This window comes from Streptomyces sp. C (assembly GCF_000158895.1).
GTDB classification, from domain to species: domain Bacteria; phylum Actinomycetota; class Actinomycetes; order Streptomycetales; family Streptomycetaceae; genus Streptomyces; species Streptomyces racemochromogenes.
The window spans coordinates 6,468,626-6,488,595 of sequence record NZ_GG657750.1 but is presented as its reverse complement, the minus strand read 5'-3'; the positions used below and the strand labels follow the sequence as shown (position 1 = coordinate 6,488,595).

At 74.3% G+C, this 19,970-nt stretch carries 19 protein-coding genes and 1 riboswitch; of the genes, 12 read left to right on the top strand and 7 right to left on the bottom strand.

The annotated features are described in order from the left end of the window. The 6 genes from SSNG_RS29115 to SSNG_RS29090 all read left to right on the top strand — a co-directional run. On the top strand, positions 1 to 1,045 hold a 1,045-nt coding region (locus tag SSNG_RS29115), incomplete at its 5' end, for a branched-chain amino acid ABC transporter permease (protein WP_241695145.1). A gap of 266 nt (positions 1,046 to 1,311) precedes the next feature. Next, positions 1,312 to 1,953, top strand: coding sequence for an ATP-binding cassette domain-containing protein (locus SSNG_RS29110; protein ID WP_241695144.1), 642 nt, complete (start codon positions 1,312 to 1,314; stop codon positions 1,951 to 1,953). Further along, complete coding sequence (locus tag SSNG_RS29105) at positions 1,950 to 2,729, top strand: ABC transporter ATP-binding protein (protein ID WP_007267515.1); 780 nt, start codon at positions 1,950 to 1,952, stop codon at positions 2,727 to 2,729. The genes SSNG_RS29110 and SSNG_RS29105 overlap by 4 nt, the downstream gene beginning before the upstream one ends. Before the next feature lie 187 nt (positions 2,730 to 2,916). Beyond that, on the top strand, positions 2,917 to 3,543 hold the full coding sequence (locus SSNG_RS29100; RefSeq protein WP_042802189.1) for a DUF11 domain-containing protein: 627 nt from the start codon (positions 2,917 to 2,919) through the stop codon (positions 3,541 to 3,543). Between the two features lie 119 nt (positions 3,544 to 3,662). Continuing rightward, on the top strand, positions 3,663 to 4,505 hold the full coding sequence (locus SSNG_RS29095; RefSeq protein WP_007267513.1) for an aldo/keto reductase: 843 nt from the start codon (positions 3,663 to 3,665) through the stop codon (positions 4,503 to 4,505). A gap of 7 nt (positions 4,506 to 4,512) precedes the next feature. Then, positions 4,513 to 4,938 (top strand): RICIN domain-containing protein, encoded by a 426-nt coding sequence (locus tag SSNG_RS29090; protein ID WP_007267512.1) that lies wholly within the window; start codon positions 4,513 to 4,515, stop codon positions 4,936 to 4,938. Between the two features lie 70 nt (positions 4,939 to 5,008). Here the strand turns inward: SSNG_RS29090 and SSNG_RS29085 are convergent, their stop codons facing one another. After that, positions 5,009 to 5,314, bottom strand: a complete 306-nt coding sequence (locus SSNG_RS29085) for a 4a-hydroxytetrahydrobiopterin dehydratase (protein ID WP_007267511.1) — start codon at positions 5,312 to 5,314, stop codon at positions 5,009 to 5,011. A 229-nt stretch (positions 5,315 to 5,543) separates the two neighbouring features. On the opposite strand from SSNG_RS29085, the gene SSNG_RS29080 reads away from it, so the two are divergent. Further along, positions 5,544 to 7,358, top strand: a complete 1,815-nt coding sequence (locus SSNG_RS29080; RefSeq protein ID WP_007267510.1) for an FAD-dependent oxidoreductase — start codon at positions 5,544 to 5,546, stop codon at positions 7,356 to 7,358. A 33-nt stretch (positions 7,359 to 7,391) separates the two neighbouring features. Beyond that, complete coding sequence (locus tag SSNG_RS29075; RefSeq protein WP_007267509.1) at positions 7,392 to 8,240, top strand: helix-turn-helix transcriptional regulator; 849 nt, start codon at positions 7,392 to 7,394, stop codon at positions 8,238 to 8,240. Here the strand turns inward: SSNG_RS29075 and SSNG_RS29070 are convergent. Then, complete coding sequence (locus SSNG_RS29070) at positions 8,226 to 8,657, bottom strand: hypothetical protein (RefSeq protein ID WP_007267508.1); 432 nt, start codon at positions 8,655 to 8,657, stop codon at positions 8,226 to 8,228. The two genes, SSNG_RS29075 and SSNG_RS29070, sit on opposite strands and share 15 nt — an antisense overlap. Positions 8,658 to 9,046: 389 nt before the next feature. Here SSNG_RS29070 and SSNG_RS29065 point away from each other — a divergent pair, with 389 nt between their 5' ends. Both SSNG_RS29065 and SSNG_RS29060 read left to right on the top strand, forming a co-directional pair. Next, entirely contained in the window at positions 9,047 to 9,610 is a 564-nt protein-coding gene (locus SSNG_RS29065) for a hypothetical protein (RefSeq protein ID WP_042802185.1), read from the top strand. Between the two features lie 101 nt (positions 9,611 to 9,711). Beyond that, on the top strand, positions 9,712 to 10,911 hold the full coding sequence (locus tag SSNG_RS29060) for an MAB_1171c family putative transporter (RefSeq protein WP_007267506.1): 1,200 nt from the start codon (positions 9,712 to 9,714) through the stop codon (positions 10,909 to 10,911). 69 nt (positions 10,912 to 10,980) lie between these two features. Here the strand turns inward: SSNG_RS29060 and SSNG_RS29055 are convergent, their stop codons facing one another. Both SSNG_RS29055 and SSNG_RS29050 read right to left on the bottom strand, forming a co-directional pair. After that, positions 10,981 to 12,240: an NADH:flavin oxidoreductase/NADH oxidase family protein gene (locus SSNG_RS29055; RefSeq protein ID WP_007267505.1), complete on the bottom strand. Its 1,260-nt coding sequence runs from the start codon at positions 12,238 to 12,240 to the stop codon at positions 10,981 to 10,983. Positions 12,241 to 12,300: 60 nt separating this feature from the next. Continuing rightward, on the bottom strand, positions 12,301 to 13,146 hold the full coding sequence (locus tag SSNG_RS29050; RefSeq protein ID WP_042804298.1) for a bifunctional 5,10-methylenetetrahydrofolate dehydrogenase/5,10-methenyltetrahydrofolate cyclohydrolase: 846 nt from the start codon (positions 13,144 to 13,146) through the stop codon (positions 12,301 to 12,303). Positions 13,147 to 13,220: 74 nt separating this feature from the next. After that, positions 13,221 to 13,323: riboswitch (ZMP/ZTP riboswitch) on the bottom strand. A gap of 57 nt (positions 13,324 to 13,380) precedes the next feature. Here SSNG_RS29050 and SSNG_RS29045 point away from each other — a divergent pair. Both SSNG_RS29045 and SSNG_RS29040 read left to right on the top strand, forming a co-directional pair. Next, positions 13,381 to 14,142 (top strand): methyltransferase domain-containing protein, encoded by a 762-nt coding sequence (locus SSNG_RS29045; RefSeq protein ID WP_042802183.1) that lies wholly within the window; start codon positions 13,381 to 13,383, stop codon positions 14,140 to 14,142. Between the two features lie 214 nt (positions 14,143 to 14,356). Then, complete coding sequence (locus SSNG_RS29040) at positions 14,357 to 15,943, top strand: RNA polymerase sigma factor (RefSeq protein ID WP_042802181.1); 1,587 nt, start codon at positions 14,357 to 14,359, stop codon at positions 15,941 to 15,943. A gap of 82 nt (positions 15,944 to 16,025) precedes the next feature. Here the strand turns inward: SSNG_RS29040 and SSNG_RS29035 are convergent, their stop codons facing one another. From SSNG_RS29035 to SSNG_RS29025, 3 genes are all read right to left on the bottom strand, one after another. Continuing rightward, positions 16,026 to 16,466: an SRPBCC family protein gene (locus tag SSNG_RS29035; RefSeq protein WP_007267501.1), complete on the bottom strand. Its 441-nt coding sequence runs from the start codon at positions 16,464 to 16,466 to the stop codon at positions 16,026 to 16,028. 42 nt (positions 16,467 to 16,508) lie between these two features. Next, entirely contained in the window at positions 16,509 to 17,924 is a 1,416-nt protein-coding gene (locus SSNG_RS29030) for an amino acid permease (protein ID WP_007267500.1), read from the bottom strand. 75 nt (positions 17,925 to 17,999) lie between these two features. Continuing rightward, on the bottom strand, positions 18,000 to 19,970 hold a 1,971-nt coding region (locus SSNG_RS29025), incomplete at its 5' end, for an alkaline phosphatase family protein (RefSeq protein WP_063749919.1).

Genomic DNA, 19,970 nt, shown 5'->3' with positions numbered 1-19,970 from the left:
GGGGCTGCTGATGAGCCGGGGCTGGCCCTTCGCGGCGGCACTGGCGGCGGGGACCTGCGTGGCGGCCGCCCTGGGGGCGCTGGTGGCGCTGCCCGCGCTGCACCTGGGCGGGCGCTCGCTGGCGCTGGCCACCCTGGCGCTGGCGTTCCTGGCCGACCAGGTGCTGTTCCAGATGCGGTGGCTGCGCGGCGGGGACGCCGGGTGGGCGGTGCCGAGGCCGGTGATCGGGCCGGTGGACCTGTCCGACGACCGGGCGCTGGGGGTGGCCCTGGTGGTGCTGGTCTCGCTGGTGGCGGCCGCGCTGGGCGCCCTGCGGAACTCCCCGTCGGGGCGGGCGATGCTGGCGGTGCGCTCCGCCCCGGCGGCGGCCATGGCCTCCGGGGTGTCCGTCCTGCGGACGAAGCTGCTGCTGTTCACCCTGTCGGCGGGGCTGGCCGGCTTCGGGGGCGTGCTGTACGCCTCGTACAACACCCGGATCACGGCTACGGACTTCACCGCCATGACGGGGCTGGTGTGGCTGGCGGTGGTGGTGGCGGCGGGGGTGCGGCGGGCGCCGTACGCGGTGGTGGCGGGGCTGGTGTTCGCGGTGGCCCCGCGGCTGCTGTCGGACTACGTGACGGAGTCGGCCCACCTCCCGGTGATCCTCTTCGGCCTGGCCGGTCTGGCCCTGGCCAACGACCCGGACGGCTACTGCTCATCACTCCCGGCCCGCCGAGCCGCGGCCCTGGCCGGGCGGAAGGGAACCCGGACGGTCCCCGCCCCGGCCCGGCCCGGAGCCGCCGGGACCACGACCGCCGGGAGCGGCAGTGACGGAGCCGGGGCCGCGACGGCCCCGGCCGGGAGCGACGGAGCCCGGGCTGCCGGGGCTGCGGACGGCGGAGCCGGGGGGCCGGCCGCGCCGGACCCTTCGGGCGCGGGCGACCGGGCCGGAGCCGGGGGTGCGCCCGGCCCGCACCCTTCCCCGGCACTCGGCAGCCGTCCGGGCCCCGCCGGGCCGGGCAACGGGGGCCCGGGGCGGAGCCCGCGCCCGCTGCGGAGCCGCTGATCGGTACCGCGGGAAGGGGCGGGGCGGGGGAAGGCACCGCCGGGGCCGGACCCGCCGCACCGGCGGGCCGCCACCGGGCCGTCCCGCAGCCGCGTGCGGCAGTGCTCGGCGGGGCGGCGGCCGCCGGGCCCCGGGCGGCTCCTCCGGCACGGGCGCGTGCGGCTGGGGCCACCGGGCCGGCGGCGGAGCCCTCGGCGGCGGGCGGTGGCGGCGGGCCCGTTGCCCTGGAGCTGCGCGGGGTCACCGCCGGGTACGACGGCGGGACCGTGCTGCACGGGGTGGACCTCACCGTCCGGCGCGGGGAGACCCTGGCCCTGCTCGGGCCCAACGGCGCCGGGAAGAGCACCGCCTGCCGGGTCGCGGCCGGGCTGCTGCCGGCCACGGGCGGGACGGTCGCCGTGGCCGGGCGGGACGCCACCCGCGACGGGCCCGTGCGGCGCTCGCGCGCCGGGGTGCTGCTCGTACCCGAGGGCCGCGGGATCTTCCCCGCGCTCACCATCGAGGAGAACCTGGCGCTGTACCTGGAGGACCCCGCCGAACGGGACGCCGTGTACGGCCGGTTCCCCCGGCTGCGCGAGCGGCGCGCCGTCGCCGCCGGAGCCCTTTCGGGCGGGGAGCAGCAGATGCTCGCGCTCGCCCCGCTGCTCCAGCGCCCGCCGGCGGTGCTGATCGCGGACGAGCCCTCCCTCGGCCTCGCGCCGCGCGTCGTGGAGGAGGTGTACGCGCTGCTGACCGAGCTCCGCGACGCCGGCACCGCCCTGCTGCTGGTGGAGGAGAAGGCCGTCGGCGTCCTCGGGTTCGCCGACACGGTGGCCTGCCTCGCACAGGGCCGGGTCTCCTGGTGCGGTCCCCGGGCCGCACTGGAGGAGGACCGGCTGACCGAGGCCTACCTGGGGATGGCGCCATGAGCGGTGGTACGGGCGGGTACGTGCTCCGAGCGAGCGGGATCGGCGTGAGCTTCGGCGGGGTCCGGGCGCTGGCCGGGGTGGACCTCGGGATCCGGGCCGGGGAGGTGTGCGGGCTGATCGGGCCGAACGGGGCCGGGAAGACCACCCTGTTCGACGTGCTGTCGGGGATCCGGCGCCCCGACCGGGGGCGGATCCTGCTCGACGGGGCGGACATCACCCGCCGCTCCCCCGTGTGGCGGGCCCGGCACGGGATGCGCCGCACCTTCCAGCGGCAGCAGCTGTTCGGGCAGTTGACGGTGGCCGACAACGTGCTGGTCGCGCAGGAGTGGCGGGGCGGCGGGGGCGGCCCGGCCGCCGACCTGCTGGCCCTGCCCGCCCGCCGGGCCCGGGAGCGGGCGCGGCGGGAGCGGGGCGGGCGGGTGCTGGCGGACTGCGGGATCGGCGCGCTCGGATCCTCGTACGCGGGCGGGCTGCCGGTCGGGCGGGCCCGGATGGTGGAACTGGCCCGCGCGGTGGCGGACCGGCCGGGGGTGCTGCTGCTCGACGAGCCCGCGTCGGGGATGTCGGCGCCGGAGCGGGAGCAGCTCGCGGGGGTGGTGCGGCGGCTGGCGGCGGAGGGCTGCGCGGTGCTGCTGGTGGAGCACGACGTGGCCTTCGTGATGGACCTCTGCACCCGGGTCGTCGTCCTGGACCTGGGCTCGGTCCTCGCCGAGGGCACCCCGGCCGAGGTCCGCGCGGACCGGCGCGTGCGGGAGGCGTACCTGGGGCCGGCTTAGGGGGGGTGGCCGCGTACACCGCCCGCCGGCTCACCGCGAGCCGGCAGCGGCCACTGGGGTGAACGCCCGCCCCGATGGCGGGGACGAACGGGTGAGACGGCCGCTGCCTTCCTTGATCCCCCACGCCCGATGCGTTGCGGTGTGGTGCAGGAGATTCCCGCGTGCCGTCCGTCAGGAGCTGCTCCCCATGTCCGTGCACACGTTGAGGCGACGCCTCTGCGCCCTCGGGACCGTCGTCGGGCTCGGCGTCGTCCTGCCGTTCACCACCGGCGCCGTCCCGGCGTTCGCCGTCGCCCAGATCAGCCTGACGAAGACGCATGAGGGGGACTTCGCCCGCGGCGGGCAAGGGGTTTACCACATCAAGGCCACCAACACCGGCACGGCGACCGTCGGCACCCTGCGCCTCACGGACACCTATCCCCAGGGACTCACCGGGGCGGGCATCTCCGTGAGCGGCAGCAATTTCGGGGCCGCTTGCAGCAACGACCCGGCGGGGCTCGTCTGCGAGCTCTCACTCGGCGCAGGCGGCACGGTGAGCATCGACGTCACAGTGGACGTCGCTTCCGACACCACCGCCTGCACCGTGACCAACTCCGTCACCGTCAGCGGTCCCGAGGACGGGGTCCTGGTCACGGCGAACGACCCCACCACGATCACCGGCGGAAGCTGCCCCGACGACGACGGCGGCTCGGTCCTCCCCGTCAACCTCAGCGGCGTCGTCACGCTCTTCAACAACATCAGCACGAACAACAACATCCTCAGCCCCGGCGGCAGGAACACCAGCACCCAGAACCTCGGGATCAACGCGCCCTGAGCGGAGCGGACGGGTGGCGGGAATAGGGTGGGCGGGGGGCCGGTTGCCGCCCCCGTGCGCCGCGCCCCGTGGCGCGGCGCAGCCGTACCGCTCCACCGAACCCGAGGGAACGACCAGACGTGAACCAGGTGCCCGCCGTCCGGCTCAACAACGGCACGTCCATGCCCCAGCTCGGCTACGGCGTCTGGCAGGTGCCGGACCCGGAGGCGAAGAAGGCCGTCTCGACGGCGCTGGAGGCCGGCTACCGCAGCGTCGACACGGCGGCGGTCTACGGCAACGAGCGCGGCACCGGCAAGGCGATCGCCGCCTCGGGGATCCCGCGCGAGGAGCTGTTCGTCACCACCAAGCTGTGGAACAGCTCGAAGCAACGGTGGGGCCGGGACGAGACGCTGCGCGCCTTCGACGACTCGCTCGGCAAGCTGCGCCTGGACCACGTCGACCTGTACCTGATCCACTGGCCGCGTCCGATGCGCGACGACTTCCTGACCATCTGGAAGACGTTCGAGGAGATCGCGGCGAGCGGCCGGGCGCGGGCGGTGGGGGTGTCCAACTTCCGTCCGGAGGACCTGGAGCGGCTGCGCGAGGTGAGCCCGCTGGTGCCGGCGGTGAACCAGATCGAGCTGCACCCGCTGTTCCCGCAGGCCGGGATGCGCGCCCTGCACGCCTCGCTGGGCATCGCCACCGAGGCCTGGTCGCCGCTGGGCCAGGGCAAGGAGCTGCTCGGGCTGCCGGCGGTGGTGTCGGTCGCCGCCAAGCACGGCCGCAGCGCCGTGCAGGTGGTGCTGCGCTGGCACCTCCAGCTGGGCAACGTGGTGATCTCGAAGTCGGTGACCCCGTCGCGGATCCGCGAGAACCTGGACGTGTTCGGCTTCGAGCTGGACGCCGAGGACCTGGCGGCGCTGGACGCGCTGGGCGCGGGCGGGCACCGGATCGGGCCGGACCCGGCCGTCTTCGACATCTGAGCCGCGGGTGGGTTTCCAGGACGGGTCCTACCGGATCCGGAACGTGGACAGCGGGCTCGTGCTGCAGCTGGAGGGTGCTTCCCGGGTGCGGGTCGGCCCCGACGGGCCGCCCGCTCCGGCGGCGGCCCGGCGGTGGCGGGTCTCCGCCGTGCACAGCGGGGGCGGGGTCTTCCACGTGGTGAGCGAGGACAACGGGCGGCGCCTGGACGTGGCGAACGCCTCGACCGAGAGCGGGGCCCGGGTGCAGGTGTGGCGGGCCAACGCCTTCGGCGCCCAGGAGTGGCTGGTGGAGCGGCACCTGGACGATCCGGGCGTGGTGTCGCTGGTGGCGTGCATCAGCGGGCTGCCGCTGGAGGCCGACGGCGAGGGCCGGGTCCGGCAGGGCGAGGACACCGACTCGCCCTCCCAGTGGTGGCGGCTGGAGCCCGTCTGAGGCGCCCGCTGAGACGCCCACCCGCGCGGGCGCGTCATGCCGCGCTGTCGCGTCAGGCCGCGCTGTCGCCTCAGGCCGCGCCGTGGGCGGGGGCCAGGGTTTCGACGCGTTCGGCGAGTGCGAAGTCCTTCTCGGTGACGACGCCGCCGGCGTCGTGGCTGTTCACCGAGAGGCGGACGGTGTTGTAGCCGAGGGTGAGCTCGGAGTGGTGGTTCAGTTCGTCCTGGACCACGCAGATGTGGGAGACGAGGGCGCTCGCGGCCCGGTGGCTGTCCACGCGGTACGTGCGCTCGATGCGGTCGTCCTCGAAGGCCCAGCCGGGGAGTTCCCGGAGCCGGTCCTCGATCTCCTTCTGCGAAAGCGGGTCGCTCGGCATCCGCTGTCTCCTTCCCCGTGGTTCCGCCCGTGAGCCCGTGATGTGCTGTCAGTTTTCCACGGCGCGCGCCGTGGTGAACCTTTCCCGCCATAGTGCGCCCGGGTGCTTCACGGCGCTTCCGGGCCCCGGCCACCCGCCCTATGCTCCAGCGCCGGACTGAGCATTACCACCGGTAACAAGGAGGCGGCGCATGGCCGGTACGGGCGACCCGGGCGACGGCACGGGCGACATGAGCGACACGGACGGCACGGCGGGCGCGGGGACCCCGGGAAGCTCCAGGCGCGCGTTCATCGCGGGCGCGGCGGCCGCCGCGGGCACCCTCCCGGCCCTCGGCGCCCTCGCGGCACCCGCCGCGGCAGCCGCGGGCCGGCCGCCGGCCCCGGCGGGGCGCTCCGTCGCCGTCCTGGGCGGCGGGGTGGCCGGGCTGACGGCCGCGCACGAGCTCGCGGAACGCGGCTACGCCGTCACCGTGTACGAACGCCGCGCGCTGGGCGGCAAGGCCCGCAGCATGGACGTGCCCGGCAGCGCCCGGGGCGGCCGCAGACCGCTGCCGGCCGAGCACGGGTTCCGCTTCATCCCGGGGATCTACCACAACCTCCCGGACACCATGCGCCGCATCCCCTTCCCCGGCAACGCGAACGGCGTGTGGGACAACCTGGTGGCCCCGCCGGAGATGATGTTCGCCCGGGCGGGCGGACGCGAGGACCTGCGCGCGCCCATCCCCTGGCCCGGCCACTCCCCCGCCGGGCTGACACCGGAGGAGCTGCGGCGCGCCCTGACCGGGATGCTGGAGTCCCTGGTCCGGCTGCCCGCGCACGAGACCGCGTACTTCGTCAACCGGGTCCTGGTCTTCCTGACCAGCTGCGACGAGCGCCGCGACGAGGTGTGGGAGCGCACCCCCTGGTGGGAGTTCACCCGCGCCGCGCGGATGTCCGGCGAGTACCAGCGCATCCTGGCCGTGGGCATCACCCGCAACATCGTGGCCACCAAGGCCGAGGAGGCCTCGACCCGTACGGTCGGCACCCTCGGGGAGGCCTTCGTCAGCAACGCGCTCGGCCGGGGCGCGGACGGCCCGCCGGACCGGATCCTGAACCTGCCGACCAACGAGGCGTGGATCGACCCGTGGGAGCGCCACCTGCGGTCCCTCGGCGTGGAGTTCAGGATCGGCTGGACCGTCCAGGAGGTGCGGTACGGGGACGGCCGGGTGAGCGGGGTCGCGGTCCTGGACCCGGACGGGGCGCGGCGGACCGTCACCGCCGACCACTACGTCAGCGCCCTGCCCGTGGAGCACGCCCGGCGCACCTGGAGCCCGGCGCTGCGGGCCGCGGACCCCATGCTGGGGCGCTGCGACCGGCTGCGGACCGACTGGATGACCGGCATCCAGTTCTATCTGACCGAGCGCGCCCCGCTGGTGCACGGGCACCTCAACTGCATCGACTCGCCGTGGTCGCTGACGGCGATCCAGCAGGCCGAGCACTGGCCGGCCCGGGACTTCCCGGCCGACTACGGCGACGGCACGGTCGTGGACTGCCTGTCGGTGGACGTCTCCGAGTGGGACAGGCCCGGGATCCTGTACGGGAAGACGGCCAAGCAGTGCACCCGGGAGGAGGTGGCGCGGGAGGTGTGGGCGCAGCTGAAGGCCTCGCTCAACGACACCGGCAGGACCCTGCTGGCCGACCGCACCCTGCACTCCTGGTTCCTGGACCCGGGCGTGGACGGTCTGGGCACCCCGGAGCCCAGCAACCAGGACGAGTTGCTGATCCACCCGACCGGGACCTTCCACGACCGCCCGAGCGCGGGCACCCGCGTGCCCAACTTCTTCCTCAGCGGGGACTACGTGGCCGTCGACATCGACCTCGCGACGATGGAGGGCGCGAACGCCTCGGCCCGCGCCGCCGTCAACGCCCTGCTGGACCGGGACGGTTCGGGGGCGGCGCGGTGCGCGGTCATACCGCGCCACCGGCCACCGGAGCTGGAGTCCGCGAAGCGGCACGACCTGTGGCGCTACCGTCTCGGCCTGCGGAACGTCTTCGACCTGGGCTGATCGGGGCCGCTCGGCTCGACTACGGTCGTGGCCATGACCCCTTCGACCCCCTCGACCCCTTCGACCCCCTCGACCTCCTCGACCCCCTCGACCTCCTCGGTGCCCGCGGTCGGCGCCCTGCTCCGGACCTGGCGGGAGCGGCGCGGGATCAGCCAGCTGGAACTGGCGGGCCGCGCCGACTCCTCGTCCCGCCACATCAGCTTCATCGAGACGGGCCGGTCCCGGCCGAGCGAGGAGATGGTGCTGCGGCTCGCCGACCGGCTCGACGTACCGGTGCGGGAGCGCAACGCGCTGCTGCTGGCGGCGGGTTACGCCCCGCACTACGCGCACACCGCGCTGGACGACCCGGCCATGGAGACGCTGCGCGAGGGCATGCAGCGGCTGCTGACCGGCTACGAGCCCTACCCGGCGCTGGTCGTGGACGCGGTGTACGACGTGGTGGCCGCCAACCGGGGCATCGGGATGCTGCTGGACGGTCTGCCGGAGCACCTGCTGACGCCGCCGCTGAACGCGATGCGGATCACCCTGCACCCGGAGGGCCTCGCCCCGCGGATCCGCAACCTCAGGGAGTGGCGCGGGCACCTGCTGGCGCAGATGGAACGGCAGATCGCGCTGGCCCGCTCCGCGCCGCTGCGCGCGCTGTACGAGGAGGTGTCGGCCTACCCGGTGCCGGAGCGCCCGGGCGACGCCGAACCGGACGAGCCGGTCCCGTACATCGCGCTGCCGATGGTGATCGAGCACGACGGGCACCTGCTGTCCTTCGTGTCGTCGATCGCGACCTTCAACACGCCGATGGACGTGACCGTCGCCGAGCTGGCCATCGAGACCTTCCTCCCGGCCGACCCGGCGACGGTGAAGTACCTGCGCTCATTGGGCCCCTGAGCCCCCGCCGGCCGAGCGCAGCGCCAGCTGCTGGAGGAGCGCGAAGCCGGCCACGGTGAGGGCCTGTGCCGGGATCCACACGGTGCCGACGGTGGTCGGCTCGAACCAGACGGCGAGGGCGACCAGACTGAGGGCGGCCCACGCGTAGTTGGCCTCGATGACGAACTTCACCGGGAGGACCGGCGGCCGCCGGCGCGAGGCCAGCCAGCCGACTCCGGCGCCGAAGGCGGTGAGGAAGAGGCCGAGTTCGAAGAGGGCGGTGGGGCCGACGCCGAGGAGCCGGCCGAGCGGCGCGGAGAACGCCGCGTAGGCGAGGCCGTTGCCGGCGGTGACCACCGCGTCGAGGGCGAGGAAGCGGCGCAGCACGGTCTGCGGGGCGGTGGTGCGGGCGATGCTGCCGAGCAGGGTCGCGGACATGACGGTTCAGCCTCCATCGGGTCGTTCGTACAGGTGGGGTGGGGCGGGCCCGGGAGCCCGAGTGCGCCGGCCCCGAAACCAGATTGCCCCCACTCTGGCGCCCGGCCCGCTAGGCGGGTCGATTACCTCCGGGATCATGGCCGGCCCGGCGGGGTGGGGGCGGGGGGCAGTGTGGGGGATGCGGTGGTTGGGGGCGGGGGGTGGCGGCTAGGCTTCACCGCACCGAGCCACCGACCCGAACGCCCTGTCGAGACGCGGAGAACCCTCCGGTGCGGGCCGCCGCCCGAGGCGGTCCCGGCGGGGCCGGGGCCGCCGCGCCGTGGTGCCGGCGGGGCCGGGCCCGAGTCGCGGGCCGCGCGCCCGGACCTTACCGCCGAGGGGGAAGCGCCATGAGGACCACACGGACCATGCGGAAGCTCGGCGCCGAGCTGATGGCGGAGGCGCGGCTGACGGCACCGGTCGGGGCCGAGGCGATCATCGGGGGTCTGTGCGCGGCGTTCGGGCGCCGGCGCGGCGGGCGGCCGGTGGAGTTCCGCTTCGCCCCGTTCCCGCCGGAGACCGCCAGCGGGCTGTGGCTGGAGCTGGAGGAGCGCGACCTGGTCGTGGTGGAGGCCCGCACCCGGCCCGAGCACCAGCTGGTGATCGCCTGCCACGAGCTGTGGCACATCGAGGAGGGCGCCTGCGACGGGCACGGTCCCGGGATGGCGGTGGCCGCCCGCCTGACGGGCCCGCACGGCAGCCTCGCGGACCTGCTGCGGCAGGACTCCGCGCTGGACTCGGTGGTCCGTCAGGCGGCCGCCCGCGCGGACCGGGAGGATCCGGCCGAGATCCGGGCCGAGACCTTCGGCCTGCACCTCGGCAAGGTGCTGAAGGCGTTCCTGCCCCCGCCCCGGCAGGAGCCCTCCCCGGACGGGACCGAGCGCATCAAGTCCTCGCTCGGCTGGAACCGCTGACCCGCCCCGAGAGAAGGAAAGCACCGCACCATGTCCCGCACCTCCGCGCCCACCCCGGCCCCCGCCCCGATCCCCCGTACCGACGTCCCCGGCCGTGCGCGGTGAAGGACGGCCTGCCGCTCTACCTGGCGGGTTCGGTGCTGGTGCTGGCCCTGCTGATCAAGGCGCCGGCCCTGCGGCGGGGCTGGGACCAGCCGCTGATGCGGGCCGTGTGCGCACTGCTGGTGGTCGGCTGCCTGCTCACCTTCCTGGCGCCGCCGCCGTCCCTCGCGGCGGTCAACCGGCTCACCGGGGTCGCCAACTTCGCCGCCCCGCTGGTGTACGGCGTGCTGACGGCCTTCTCGGGGGCGTCCATCGTGCTGATCCTGCACTGGGCGGGCGGTCCGGCGGCCGCGCTGCGGCGGGCGACCTGGGTGACGGTGGCGGTGTTCGGCGCGGTCACCGTGCTGATCGTGGCCTTCTTCGTGCTCGGGGACGCGCGTGTGGAGCGGCTGCGGGACCTGGACACGTACTACGCGAACACGCCGTGGCTGCGCGAGATGATCGTCTCCTACCTGCTGGCGCACACGGTCGGCAGCGCCGCGCTGAGCCTGCTCTCCCTGAAGTGGATGCTGCGCGTCGACCCCGCGCTGCGGCCGCTGCGGACCGGGCTGGCGCTGCTGACCCTGGGCGGGGTGCTGGACCTCGGGTACCTCGTGGCGAAGTGGGCGGCGGTGGGGGCCCGCTGGGCGGGCCGCGACTGGGACGGCCTGTCCACGTACGTGGCCCCGCCGCTCGCCTCGGCGGCGGCGCTGCTGGTGGGGACCGGGTTCATCGTCCCGATGGTCGGCGGTTCGGCGGCCTGGCGGGACTTCGGCCAGTACCGGCGGCTGCGCCCGCTGTGGAAGGCCCTGCGCGGGTTCGCCCACGCCGGGGTGGCGACGGTGCCGCTGACCTGGTGGTCGCCGGTCGGGATCCGGCTGATCCACCGCGAGTCGGTGATCGACGACGGGCTGCTGGCCCTGGCGAGCTGGTTCGACCCCGCCGTGCGGGCGGCCGCGTACGGGGCCGCCCGCCGTCAGGGCCTGACCGAGGCGTGCGCGGCCGTGGTGGCGGACGCGGCCATGCTCGCCGCCGCCTGCCGGGCCCGGGCCGCCGCCGATCGGTCGGGCGCCCCGGTCACCCCGGGCGCGGGCTCCGCGGAACCCGCCCCGTACCGCCTCGACGGGCAGCCGCTGGCCGCGCTGGCCCGGGAGTTCCGCGGCTCGCCGATCGTGGACGCGGCCCGCCGGGGCCTCCCGGTCGACGGGGAGGCCGCGTAGGGGGCCCTGCCGGAAGGCCCGCCCGGCGGGCCGGTGGGGCCGGGATTTGCCGGGATCTGCCGGGAGAGCCTAGGGGGACGTACCGGGCGTGCCGGAGGCCGGCTCTCTGGCGAGCCAGGCGCCGTACGCGCGGACCCTGCGGCGGTGCCGGAGGCTGTCGGCGGTGAAGATCCAGCGCGGTGAGACGCGGCTGCGGGGTTCCAGCCCCTGGGCGAGCCGGTCCAGCTGGAAGCGTACGAGGGCCAGCGTGCCCGCGGCCGCCAGGCTCCGGTCCCGCCAGCCGAGCCGGGGCACGTCCACCCGTACGTCCTCGCCGGCGCGCCAGCGCTCGGGCAGGTCGGGGCGCAGGGCCAGGGCGGAGGCCATGCCGACGACGGCGACGCCGCGGGCCAGGGCCTTCTCGGCGGTGGCCCGGCGGGTGATGCCGCCGGTCAGCATCAGCGGCACGGGGGCGGTCTCCAGCAGGTGCTCCGCGAGGGAGAGGAAGTAGGCCTCCCGCTCCAGGGTCCGCTGGTCGGTGGTGTGGCCCATGCTGGCGGGGCTCTCGACGGTGCCGCCGGACAGTTCGACCAGGTCCACGCCGAGGCCGTCGAGGGCCTTGATGACCTGGGCGGCCTCCTCGCTGTCGAAGCCGCCGCGCTGGAAGTCGGCGGCGTTCAGCTTCACGCCGATCGCGAAGCCGGCCGAGACCCGGGCCCGGACGGCGGCGACGGTGTCGGTGAGCATCCGTACGCGGTTGTCCAGGCTGCCGCCCCAGCGGTCGGTGCGCCGGTTGACGAGCGGGGAGAGGAACTGGCTGAGCAGGTAGCCGTGCGCGGCGTGGACCTGCACGCCGTGGAAGCCCGCTTCCTCGGCCCGGCCGGCGGTGAGGGCGAAGCGGGCGATCGTCGCCTCGATGTCGTCCTCGGTCATGGCGGTGGGGTGGGCGAAGCGCTTGGTGTGCTTGCCGAGGCTGATGGGGACGGCGGAGGGGGCCCAGGCGGTGCCGGGCATGTCGGAGCCGACCTGGCGGCCGGGGTGGTTGATCTGCATCCAGACCCGGGCGTCGCCGGAGGCCGCGGCGGCGGCCCAGCGGCGGAAGGGCTCCAGCGGGGAGTGCTCGTCGAGGACGACGGTGCCCGGGGAGGTCAGGGCGCGCCGGTCGACCATCACGTTGCCGGTGATGACCAGTCCCGCGCCGCCGCGCGCCCAGCGCGCGTACAGCCGCTCCATGCGCTCGTCGGGGAGCTGGCCGGGCTGGGCGGCGAAGCTCTCCTCCATGGCGGCCTTGGCGAGACGGTTGGGAAGGGTGGTGCCGCCCGGCAGGTCGAGCGGTGTGAACAGGTCCATCCGAGTCCCCCAAGCTTGTGGCGCGGCCGTCACGCGGGGCCGCGCCACAAGATGATCGCCTCAGAGGTCCGCGAGGTCCAGCCCGGCCTGGGCCGCGGCGGCCTGGACGGTCTGCTCCAGCAGGACCGCGATGGTCATCGGGCCGACGCCGCCGGGCACCGGGGTGATGAGGGAGGCGCGGGCGGCGGCCGACTCGAAGTGGACGTCGCCGACGTTGCCCTCGTTGTAGCCGGCGTCCAGGACGACCGCGCCGGGCTTGATGTCCTCGCCCCGGATGAACTCGGCCTTGCCGACGGCGGCGACCAGGACGTCCGCCTGGCGCACGATCGAGGGCAGGTCCTGGGTGCGGGAGTGGCAGTAGGTGACGGTGGCGTTCTTCTCCAGCAGCAGCATCCCGGCCGGCTTGCCCAGGATCGCGCTGCGGCCGACGACGACGGCGTGCTTGCCGGTGAGGTCCACGTCGTACTCCTCCAGCAGGCGCATGATGCCGCCGGGGGTGCAGGAGACGAAGCCGGGCAGGCCGAAGCCCATGGCGGCGAAGGAGTGCATGGTCACTCCGTCGACGTCCTTGCCGGGGGCGATGGCCTCGAAGGCGGCGCGCTCGTCGATGTGGTGCGGGACGGGGTGCTGGAGCAGGATGCCGCTGATCTCCGGGTCCTCGGAGAGGGCGGTGATCGCTGCGACGAGCTCCTCGGTGGTGGTCTCCGCCGGCAGCTCCACGTGGCGGGAGGTGATCCCGGCCTTGGCGCAGCGGTTCTGCTTCATCTTGACGTAGGTCACGGAAGCGGGGTCCTCGCCGACGAGGACGGTGGCGAGGCAGGGCGCGGTGCCGGTGCGCTCGGTGATCTTCGCCGCGAGGGCGGCGGTCCGCTCGGACACGCGGCGGGCGAGGGCGGTGCCGTCCATGAGCTGGGCGGTGGCGGTGGGGGCAGTCGTCACGGGGTCTCCTGAACGTCGCTGCGGATCGCGGTTCGCTGATCGCGTTTCGCCCAGGCGCGCGGCAGACGACGTACGTACCGTGGAGGCGTACGCCGGGCCGCTCCCCGGTGGTGATCCACCCGAACGCCAGTCACGGCCCGGGGCCCACTGTAGTCGACATATCCGGTGGATGACCGGGGCCCGAGCTGGGACGATCGAGACATGACGCGCACTTTCGACCATCTCGTCGCCGAGGCGGAGTCCGTTTCCGTCGACGGCTGGGACTTCTCCTGGCTCGACGGCCGGGCCACCGAGCAGCGGCCCTCCTGGGGCTACCAGCGGCTGCTGCGCGAGCGCCTGGCGACCGTCCGCTCGGCCCTGGACATCCAGACCGGCGGGGGCGAGGTGCTCGCCGGAGCGGGCCCGCTGCCCCCGCTGACGGCCGCCACGGAGTCCTGGCCGCCGAACATCGACCGGGCCACCCGGCTGCTGCACCCGCTGGGCGCGGTGGTGGTGGCGGACACCGACGAGCCGCCGCTGCCCTTCGGGGACGGGGCCTTCGAGCTGGTCGCCAGCCGGCACCCGGTGACGATCTGGTGGGACGAGGTCGCGCGCGTGCTGGCACCGGGCGGCACCTACCTGTCGCAGCAGGTGGGTCCGGCGAGCGTCTTCGAGCTCGTCGAGTACTTCCTCGGCCCGCAGCCGGAGGAGGTCCGCCGGGCCCGCCACCCCGACGACGCGGTCGCCGACGCCACCCGGGCCGGACTGGAGATCACCGATCTGCGCTCCGAGCGGCTGCGTACGGAGTTCCACGACATCGGTGCCGTGATCTACTTCCTGAGGAAGGTGATCTGGATGGTTCCCGGCTTCACGGTCGGCCAGTACCGGGAGCGGCTGCGCGAGCTCCACGAACGGATCGAGCGTGAGGGTCCGTTCGTCGCGCACACCGCCCGTTTCCTGATCGAGGCCCGCAAGAAGGAGTGACCCGGGGGGCGGACGGATCCACGCCGGATCGGTTGCACGGCCACAGCGTGGCGCAGGTCACTCAATTCAGCGCGTAACGAATCGACTCGGGCAGGCGATGAACCGACAGGTGTCCTCGCGCGGCCCCGGAATACAGACCCGCCCGGGTCTGTTTCCCGAGTCCGCGCGATGATGTCCCGCCCACTCCTTATCTGTTCGCAACGAGAGGCTCCTTGTGTCGCTCAGCCCGTCCCGTACGTTCCCTCCGGAGATCGCCGAATCCGAGGCCCTGGTCGCGCTCGTCGAGCGCGGCCGCGAGCAGGGTCACATCAACGGTGACGATGTCCGCCAGGCCTTCGAGGCCGGCCGCATCCCGGTGGACCAGTGGAAGCGGGTCCTGCGCAGCCTGAACCAGGTCCTGGACGAGGAGGGCGTCGCCCTCCACGTCAGCGCCGCCCCCGCCACGAAGGCTGCTGCCAAGAAGCCCCGCAAGGCAGCTGCCGCGCCGGCCCGCACCGTGACGAAGAAGGCGGTCGCCCCGCCGCGCCCGATCGGCGCGCGCAAGGCCTCCGCCACCGCTCCCGCCCCGGCCGCCGCCGCGGCGATATCCGCTCCGTCGGCCGCCGCGTCGGAGGAGGTGTCGGCCGAGGCCGTCGCCGAGCCGAAGAAGCGCGTGGTCAAGAAGGCCGCCGCCAAGAAGGCAACGGCCACCAAGAAGACCGCCGCCTCGAAGAAGGCCGGTGCCAAGGACGCCGACGACGCCGAGAACCCGGCCGTCGAGGGCGAGGACTGGGCCGTCGAGGACCTGGCGGACGAGACCGAGGAGGAGGCGCCCAAGGCGGGCGGCCAGGGCTTCGTGCTGTCCGACGACGACGAGGACGACGCCCCGGCGCAGACGGTCATGGTGGCCGGTGCCACCGCCGACCCGGTCAAGGACTACCTGAAGCTGATCGGCAAGGTGCCGCTCCTCAACGCCGAGCAGGAGGTCGAGCTCGCCAAGCGCATCGAGGCGGGCCTGTTCTCCGAGTACAAGCTCGAAGAGGAGGAGGACCACAAGCCCGCGTTCAAGCGCGAGCTGGAGATCCTCGTCGAGGACGGCCGCCGGGCCAAGAACCACCTGCTGGAGGCCAACCTCCGCCTCGTGGTCTCGCTGGCCAAGCGCTACACGGGCCGCGGCATGCTCTTCCTGGACCTGATCCAGGAGGGCAACGTCGGTCTGATCCGCGCGGTGGAGAAGTTCGACTACACCAAGGGCTTCAAGTTCTCCACGTACGCGACCTGGTGGATCCGGCAGGCGATCACGCGTGCCATGGCCGACCAGTCGCGCACCATCCGCATCCCCGTCCACATGGTCGAGATCATCAACAAGCTCGCCCGTGTGCAGCGCCAGATGCTCCAGGACCTGGGCCGCGAGCCCACCCCGGAGGAGCTGGGCAAGGAACTCGACATGACCCCCGAGAAGGTCATCGAGGTCCAGAAGTACGGCCGCGAGCCGATCTCCCTGCACACCCCGCTGGGTGAGGAGGGCGACAGCGAGTTCGGTGACCTCATCGAGGACTCCGAGGCGGTCGTGCCGGCCGACGCCGTGTCCTTCACCTTCCTCCAGGAGCAGCTCCAGTCCATCCTGGGCACGCTCTCCGAGCGCGAGGCGGGCGTGGTCTCCATGCGCTACGGCCTCAACGACGGCCAGCCGAAGACGCTGGACGAGATCGGCCGCGTGTACGGGGTCACCCGTGAGCGCATCCGCCAGATCGAGTCCAAGACCATGTCGAAGCTGCGCCACCCGTCGCGTTCGCAGGTCCTGCGCGACTACCTGGACTGATCCGGTCCCGGTTCCCGACACACGAGAGGCCCGCGCCGTCACGGCGCGGGCCTCCGCGTTTCTCCCCGCCCCGGGGGGTGCTTCAGTGCTCCAGGAGGTGCTTGAGCTTCTCCTCGCTGCGCGGCATCTCCTTGCGGATCCTGGGCTTGACCACCAGGGGGACCAGTCCCCGGCCCAGGCCGTGGCCCTCGAAGTCCACCGACAGGGTCACGCGGGAGCGCGTCCCGTTGTCGAGGGGTTCGATCCTTCCGTGCACGTCGGGCCGGACCGGGCCGTCGACGCCGTGGACGTGCCAGCTCCGCGGCGGGTCGAGCTCGGTGAACTCCACGGTGGTGGGGATCCGCCGCTTGCCGAACTGCCGCGTGATGGCGACCCTGGAACCGACGTGCACGGGCAGGTCGCCCACGGGGACGGCGGCCACGGCGCTGTCCTGCCACTCGGGCAGGTGCGTGGGGTCCGTCACGTAGGCGAAGACGTCCTCGGGCCTGCGGTCGATGTCGATGGTGTTGCTGATCGCGGACATGGCGACCCCTCGGAGCCCCCCTGGCCGGTCTTTTCTTCCAAATTACTCCGCGGCCGTACCGGCCGCGCGGCGCTTGCGGGCGGCCATCAGCGCGTAGACGAGGACGCCCGCGAAGAGGAAGAGCACGCCCTGGTAGACGGCCGCGTAGCCGGACCCGGCGACCAGCCACATCGAGAAGGCGAAGGCCGCTCCGGCGAGGACGGCGTCGCGGACCAGCCGCCCGCGCCGGACCCGTTCGCCCTGGCCGGAGGCCAGGAAGTACAGCTGGGCGGCGGTGGAGAGCAGGTAGGGGACGGTCGCGGTGAAGGTCGTGATCAGGACGAGCGACTCGAAGACCGCCGCCGAGCCGGCCGTGTAGTTGTAGACCGTCAGCGCGGAGGCCAGGACGACCGTGACCACGACGCCGACGACGGGAACACCGCGCTGCTTCTTCTCGAAGGCCTTCGGGAAGAGCCCGTCCTTGGCGGCCGCGTACGGGGTCTGCGCGCTGAGCAGGGTCCATCCGTTGAGGGCGCCGAGCATCGAGACCACGGCCGCGCCGGCGACGAGGGTGCCGCCCCAGCTGCCGCCGAACATCACGTTGACGGCGTCCGTGAAGGGGGCCTCGGAGGAGACCAGCTTGTCGTGGGCGACCAGGCCGAAGACGGACAGGGTGCCGAGCAGGTACACGGTGGCGGCGCCGATGGTGCCGAGGACGGTGGCCCGGCCCACGTTGCGCGCCGGGTCGCGGACCTCGCCCGCGCTGACGGCGGCGGACTCGACGCCGATGTAGCTGAAGAGCAGGATCGCGGCGGAGGCGGAGACGGCTCCCACGGGGTTCTGGTCGGTGGCCTGGAAGGGGCCGAGGTTCGCCGGGTCGAAGAAGAACAGTCCGCCCACGGCCACGAGCAGCAGCGGGACCAGTTTCAGGACGGTCGCGACGACCTGGACGGCGCCCACGTACCGGGTGCCGGCCAGGTTGGAGAGGGCGGGCAGCCACTGCACGGCGAGGGCGGCCAGGCACATGGTCCACCGGTGCTCCCCGACGGCCGGGAACAGCACCGCGAGGTAGCCGACGGAGGCCACGGCGAGCGCGGCGTTCGAGACCCAGGCGGTCATCCAGTAGCTGTACGCGGCGAGGAAGCCGGCGAAGTCGCCGAAGGCGGCGCGCACGTACACGTACGGGCCGCCGGTCTGCGGGTGGCGCTGGGCGAGGCGGCCGAAGACGAGGGCGAGGGCGATCGCGCCGAGGGTCAGGACCGCGAAGGCGAGGAGGCTGATGGTGCCGAAGGGGGCGACCGAGGCGGGCAGCAGGAAGATGCCGCCGCCGATGACGTTGCCCATGACCAGGCAGACGGCGACCGGGAGGCCGAAGCGGCGGGCGTGCCGGTCTCCCTGGCGGGATGCCTGCGGGGATTCCTGCGGGGGTGCCTGCGCGGGTGCCGTTGCTTCGGCGGGCGGGGCTGCGGTGCTGGTCATCGGTGGTGCGCCTCTGGATGTCTCACATGCTGGGCAGGTCAACACATGGTTGACCACCGTGAAGTGGGCGCCAAATCACCGGGTTTCGTCCGGCGCGGGGACCTCTCCGGAAGGAAGGATTCCATCCGAAGGGGCTCCCGGCCGCGAATCATCCCGCGGGGACTCCGCGAGCGGCGGGATCCGTGGGGCCTGCGGAGCTTGTGGGACCTGCGGGGCCTGGAGGGCCAGCGGCACCTGGGGGCCGTCCGCCTCGCGCAGCCAGCGGCGCAGCACCGCGTGCACGGCCTCGGCGCCCACCGGCTCCGAATCCGGCTCCGACAGCACGGTCGGCCACATCAGGAAGGGGTGCGCCTGCTCCCCGCCCAGCCCGCCGTGCGAGCCGATCTGCTCCTCGAAGGCGTGCACGGTCCCGGTCTGCGGGTCGTACGCCGAGTTGACCATGATGTCGGCGACGTGCGGGAAGGAGTCCGTGCGGCGCACGGCCCGCGCCGCCCCCGGCCCGAACGGCGCCAGCAGCGCCTCCGCCTCCCCCGGTACGTCCAGCCGCGCCACCGCCCCGTCCGGGCCCAGCACCTCCCCGTCGACCAGCAGGAAGCCGATGCCCGGGTGGTTGGCCAGGGTGGGCAGCAGGGCGGGGTGGGCCCGCTCGATCAGCGCCCGCGACGCCCGCCCCGGCAGGTGCGGGAAGGAGATCAGGCCCAGGTTGCCCGACGCCAGCACCACCGGCCCTGGCCCCGGTCCCGGACGGGCCTCCTCCGCCTCCTCCTCCACCGGCCGGTGCAGGGCGGCGAGCACCGCCGCACGGGCCTCGGCCCCGCTGCGGGTGCGGCCGGCCCGGCGGGGGACGGGCAGCCCGCAGCCCGCCCGGACCAGGTCCTTCAGGCTGAGCCCGTACCGGCCGAGGAAGGTCTCCCCGGGGCTCTGGCCGTGGTCCGACAGCAGCACGACGCGGTACTCCCGGGGAGCGTGCTCGGCGACCCGGGCGATCAGCGCGAGGCTCCGGTCGAGGCGGGCGAGCACCCGGTCGGTGTCCCGGCCCCGCGGGCCCGAGTGGTGCGCGACCTCGTCGTAGGCGACCAGGTCGGCGTAGACGGCGGTGCGGCCGGCGAGCACGTCCCCGATCACCGCGGCGACCACCACGTCCCGCTCGACCACCGTCGCGAAGGCCCGGATCAGCGGATAGAGCCCGCCGCGCGCCACCCGGGGCAGGTCGCCGCGCAGCCGGGAGCGCAGCGACTGGCCGATCTCGCGGCCCACTTCGGCGACGAAGGACAGCGCGGTGCGCACGGCGTTGGCCGGGTCCGAGAAGTACGCGAAGTAGCCCGCGCGGGAGCGGTTGGCGCGGCCCCGCCGGGCCGCGACGGACAGCACCAGCGCCAGCTGGTCGGCGCCCCCGCTGAACAGGTTGCCCCGGCTGGCGCCGTCCAGGGTGAGCAGCCCGCCGTCCCGGGTCCGCTCGACGGCCCGGCGCTGGAGTTCGGCGGCGCTGGTGGGCCGGTTGCAGACCATCACCTCGCCGGTGTCCTTCTCGTACCAGCGGAAGGCCGGGACGTCGAAGTTGGAGCCGTGCAGGATGCCGAGCTGGCTGGCGCCGGTCTGGCTGGACCAGTCCGTGTGCCAGGGCATGACGCGGTGGCTGCGCTCCAGCCAGCCGGCCACGGTGGGCATCAGCCCCTCGGCCGCCGCCCGGCGCAGCGCCTCGTAACCGACCCCGTCGAGCTGGAGGAAGACCAGCCCGGGGCTGCCGCCGGGGGGTGCCCCGAAGCGGCGGCGGCGCCGGTCGGCGAGCCGGTACAGCCGGCGCCGGTACGCCTCGTCGTCGCGGACCGCGAGGGCGGTGGAGGTGGCCGAGGCCACGGCGGACATCGCGGCGGCCACCACCACCGCCGTCTCGGGCTCGACGGCGGCGCCCCGCCCGGCGGGGATCAGGCTGAGGGCCATCAGCAGCAGCGAGCCGTTGAGGAAGAACACGAGCAGCCCGAGCACGAGGGCGGGCACCAGCAGCAGGGCCCGTACCAGGACCGGCCACACGAGCGCGCTCAGCAG

Bases quoted from the DNA above. Each gene is read 5' to 3' on its own strand.
- SSNG_RS29070 (WP_007267508.1), bottom strand. From the start codon at position 8,657: ATGTCCGCGACCCTGCTCGGCAGCATCGCCCGCACCACCGCCCCGCAG.
- SSNG_RS29085 (WP_007267511.1), bottom strand. From the start codon at position 5,314: ATGCCGAGCGACCCGCTTTCGCAGAAGGAGATCGAGGACCGGCTCCGG.
- SSNG_RS29080 (WP_007267510.1), top strand. From the start codon at position 5,544: ATGAGCGACACGGACGGCACGGCGGGCGCGGGGACCCCGGGAAGCTCC.
- SSNG_RS29065 (WP_042802185.1), top strand. From the start codon at position 9,047: ATGAGGACCACACGGACCATGCGGAAGCTCGGCGCCGAGCTGATGGCG.
- SSNG_RS29105 (WP_007267515.1), top strand. From the start codon at position 1,950: ATGAGCGGTGGTACGGGCGGGTACGTGCTCCGAGCGAGCGGGATCGGC.
- SSNG_RS29075 (WP_007267509.1), top strand. From the start codon at position 7,392: ATGACCCCTTCGACCCCCTCGACCCCTTCGACCCCCTCGACCTCCTCG.
- SSNG_RS29055 (WP_007267505.1), bottom strand. From the start codon at position 12,240: ATGGACCTGTTCACACCGCTCGACCTGCCGGGCGGCACCACCCTTCCC.
- SSNG_RS29045 (WP_042802183.1), top strand. From the start codon at position 13,381: ATGACGCGCACTTTCGACCATCTCGTCGCCGAGGCGGAGTCCGTTTCC.
- SSNG_RS29035 (WP_007267501.1), bottom strand. From the start codon at position 16,466: ATGTCCGCGATCAGCAACACCATCGACATCGACCGCAGGCCCGAGGAC.
- SSNG_RS29050 (WP_042804298.1), bottom strand. From the start codon at position 13,146: ATGGACGGCACCGCCCTCGCCCGCCGCGTGTCCGAGCGGACCGCCGCC.
- SSNG_RS29030 (WP_007267500.1), bottom strand. From the start codon at position 17,924: ATGACCAGCACCGCAGCCCCGCCCGCCGAAGCAACGGCACCCGCGCAG.
- SSNG_RS29100 (WP_042802189.1), top strand. From the start codon at position 2,917: ATGTCCGTGCACACGTTGAGGCGACGCCTCTGCGCCCTCGGGACCGTC.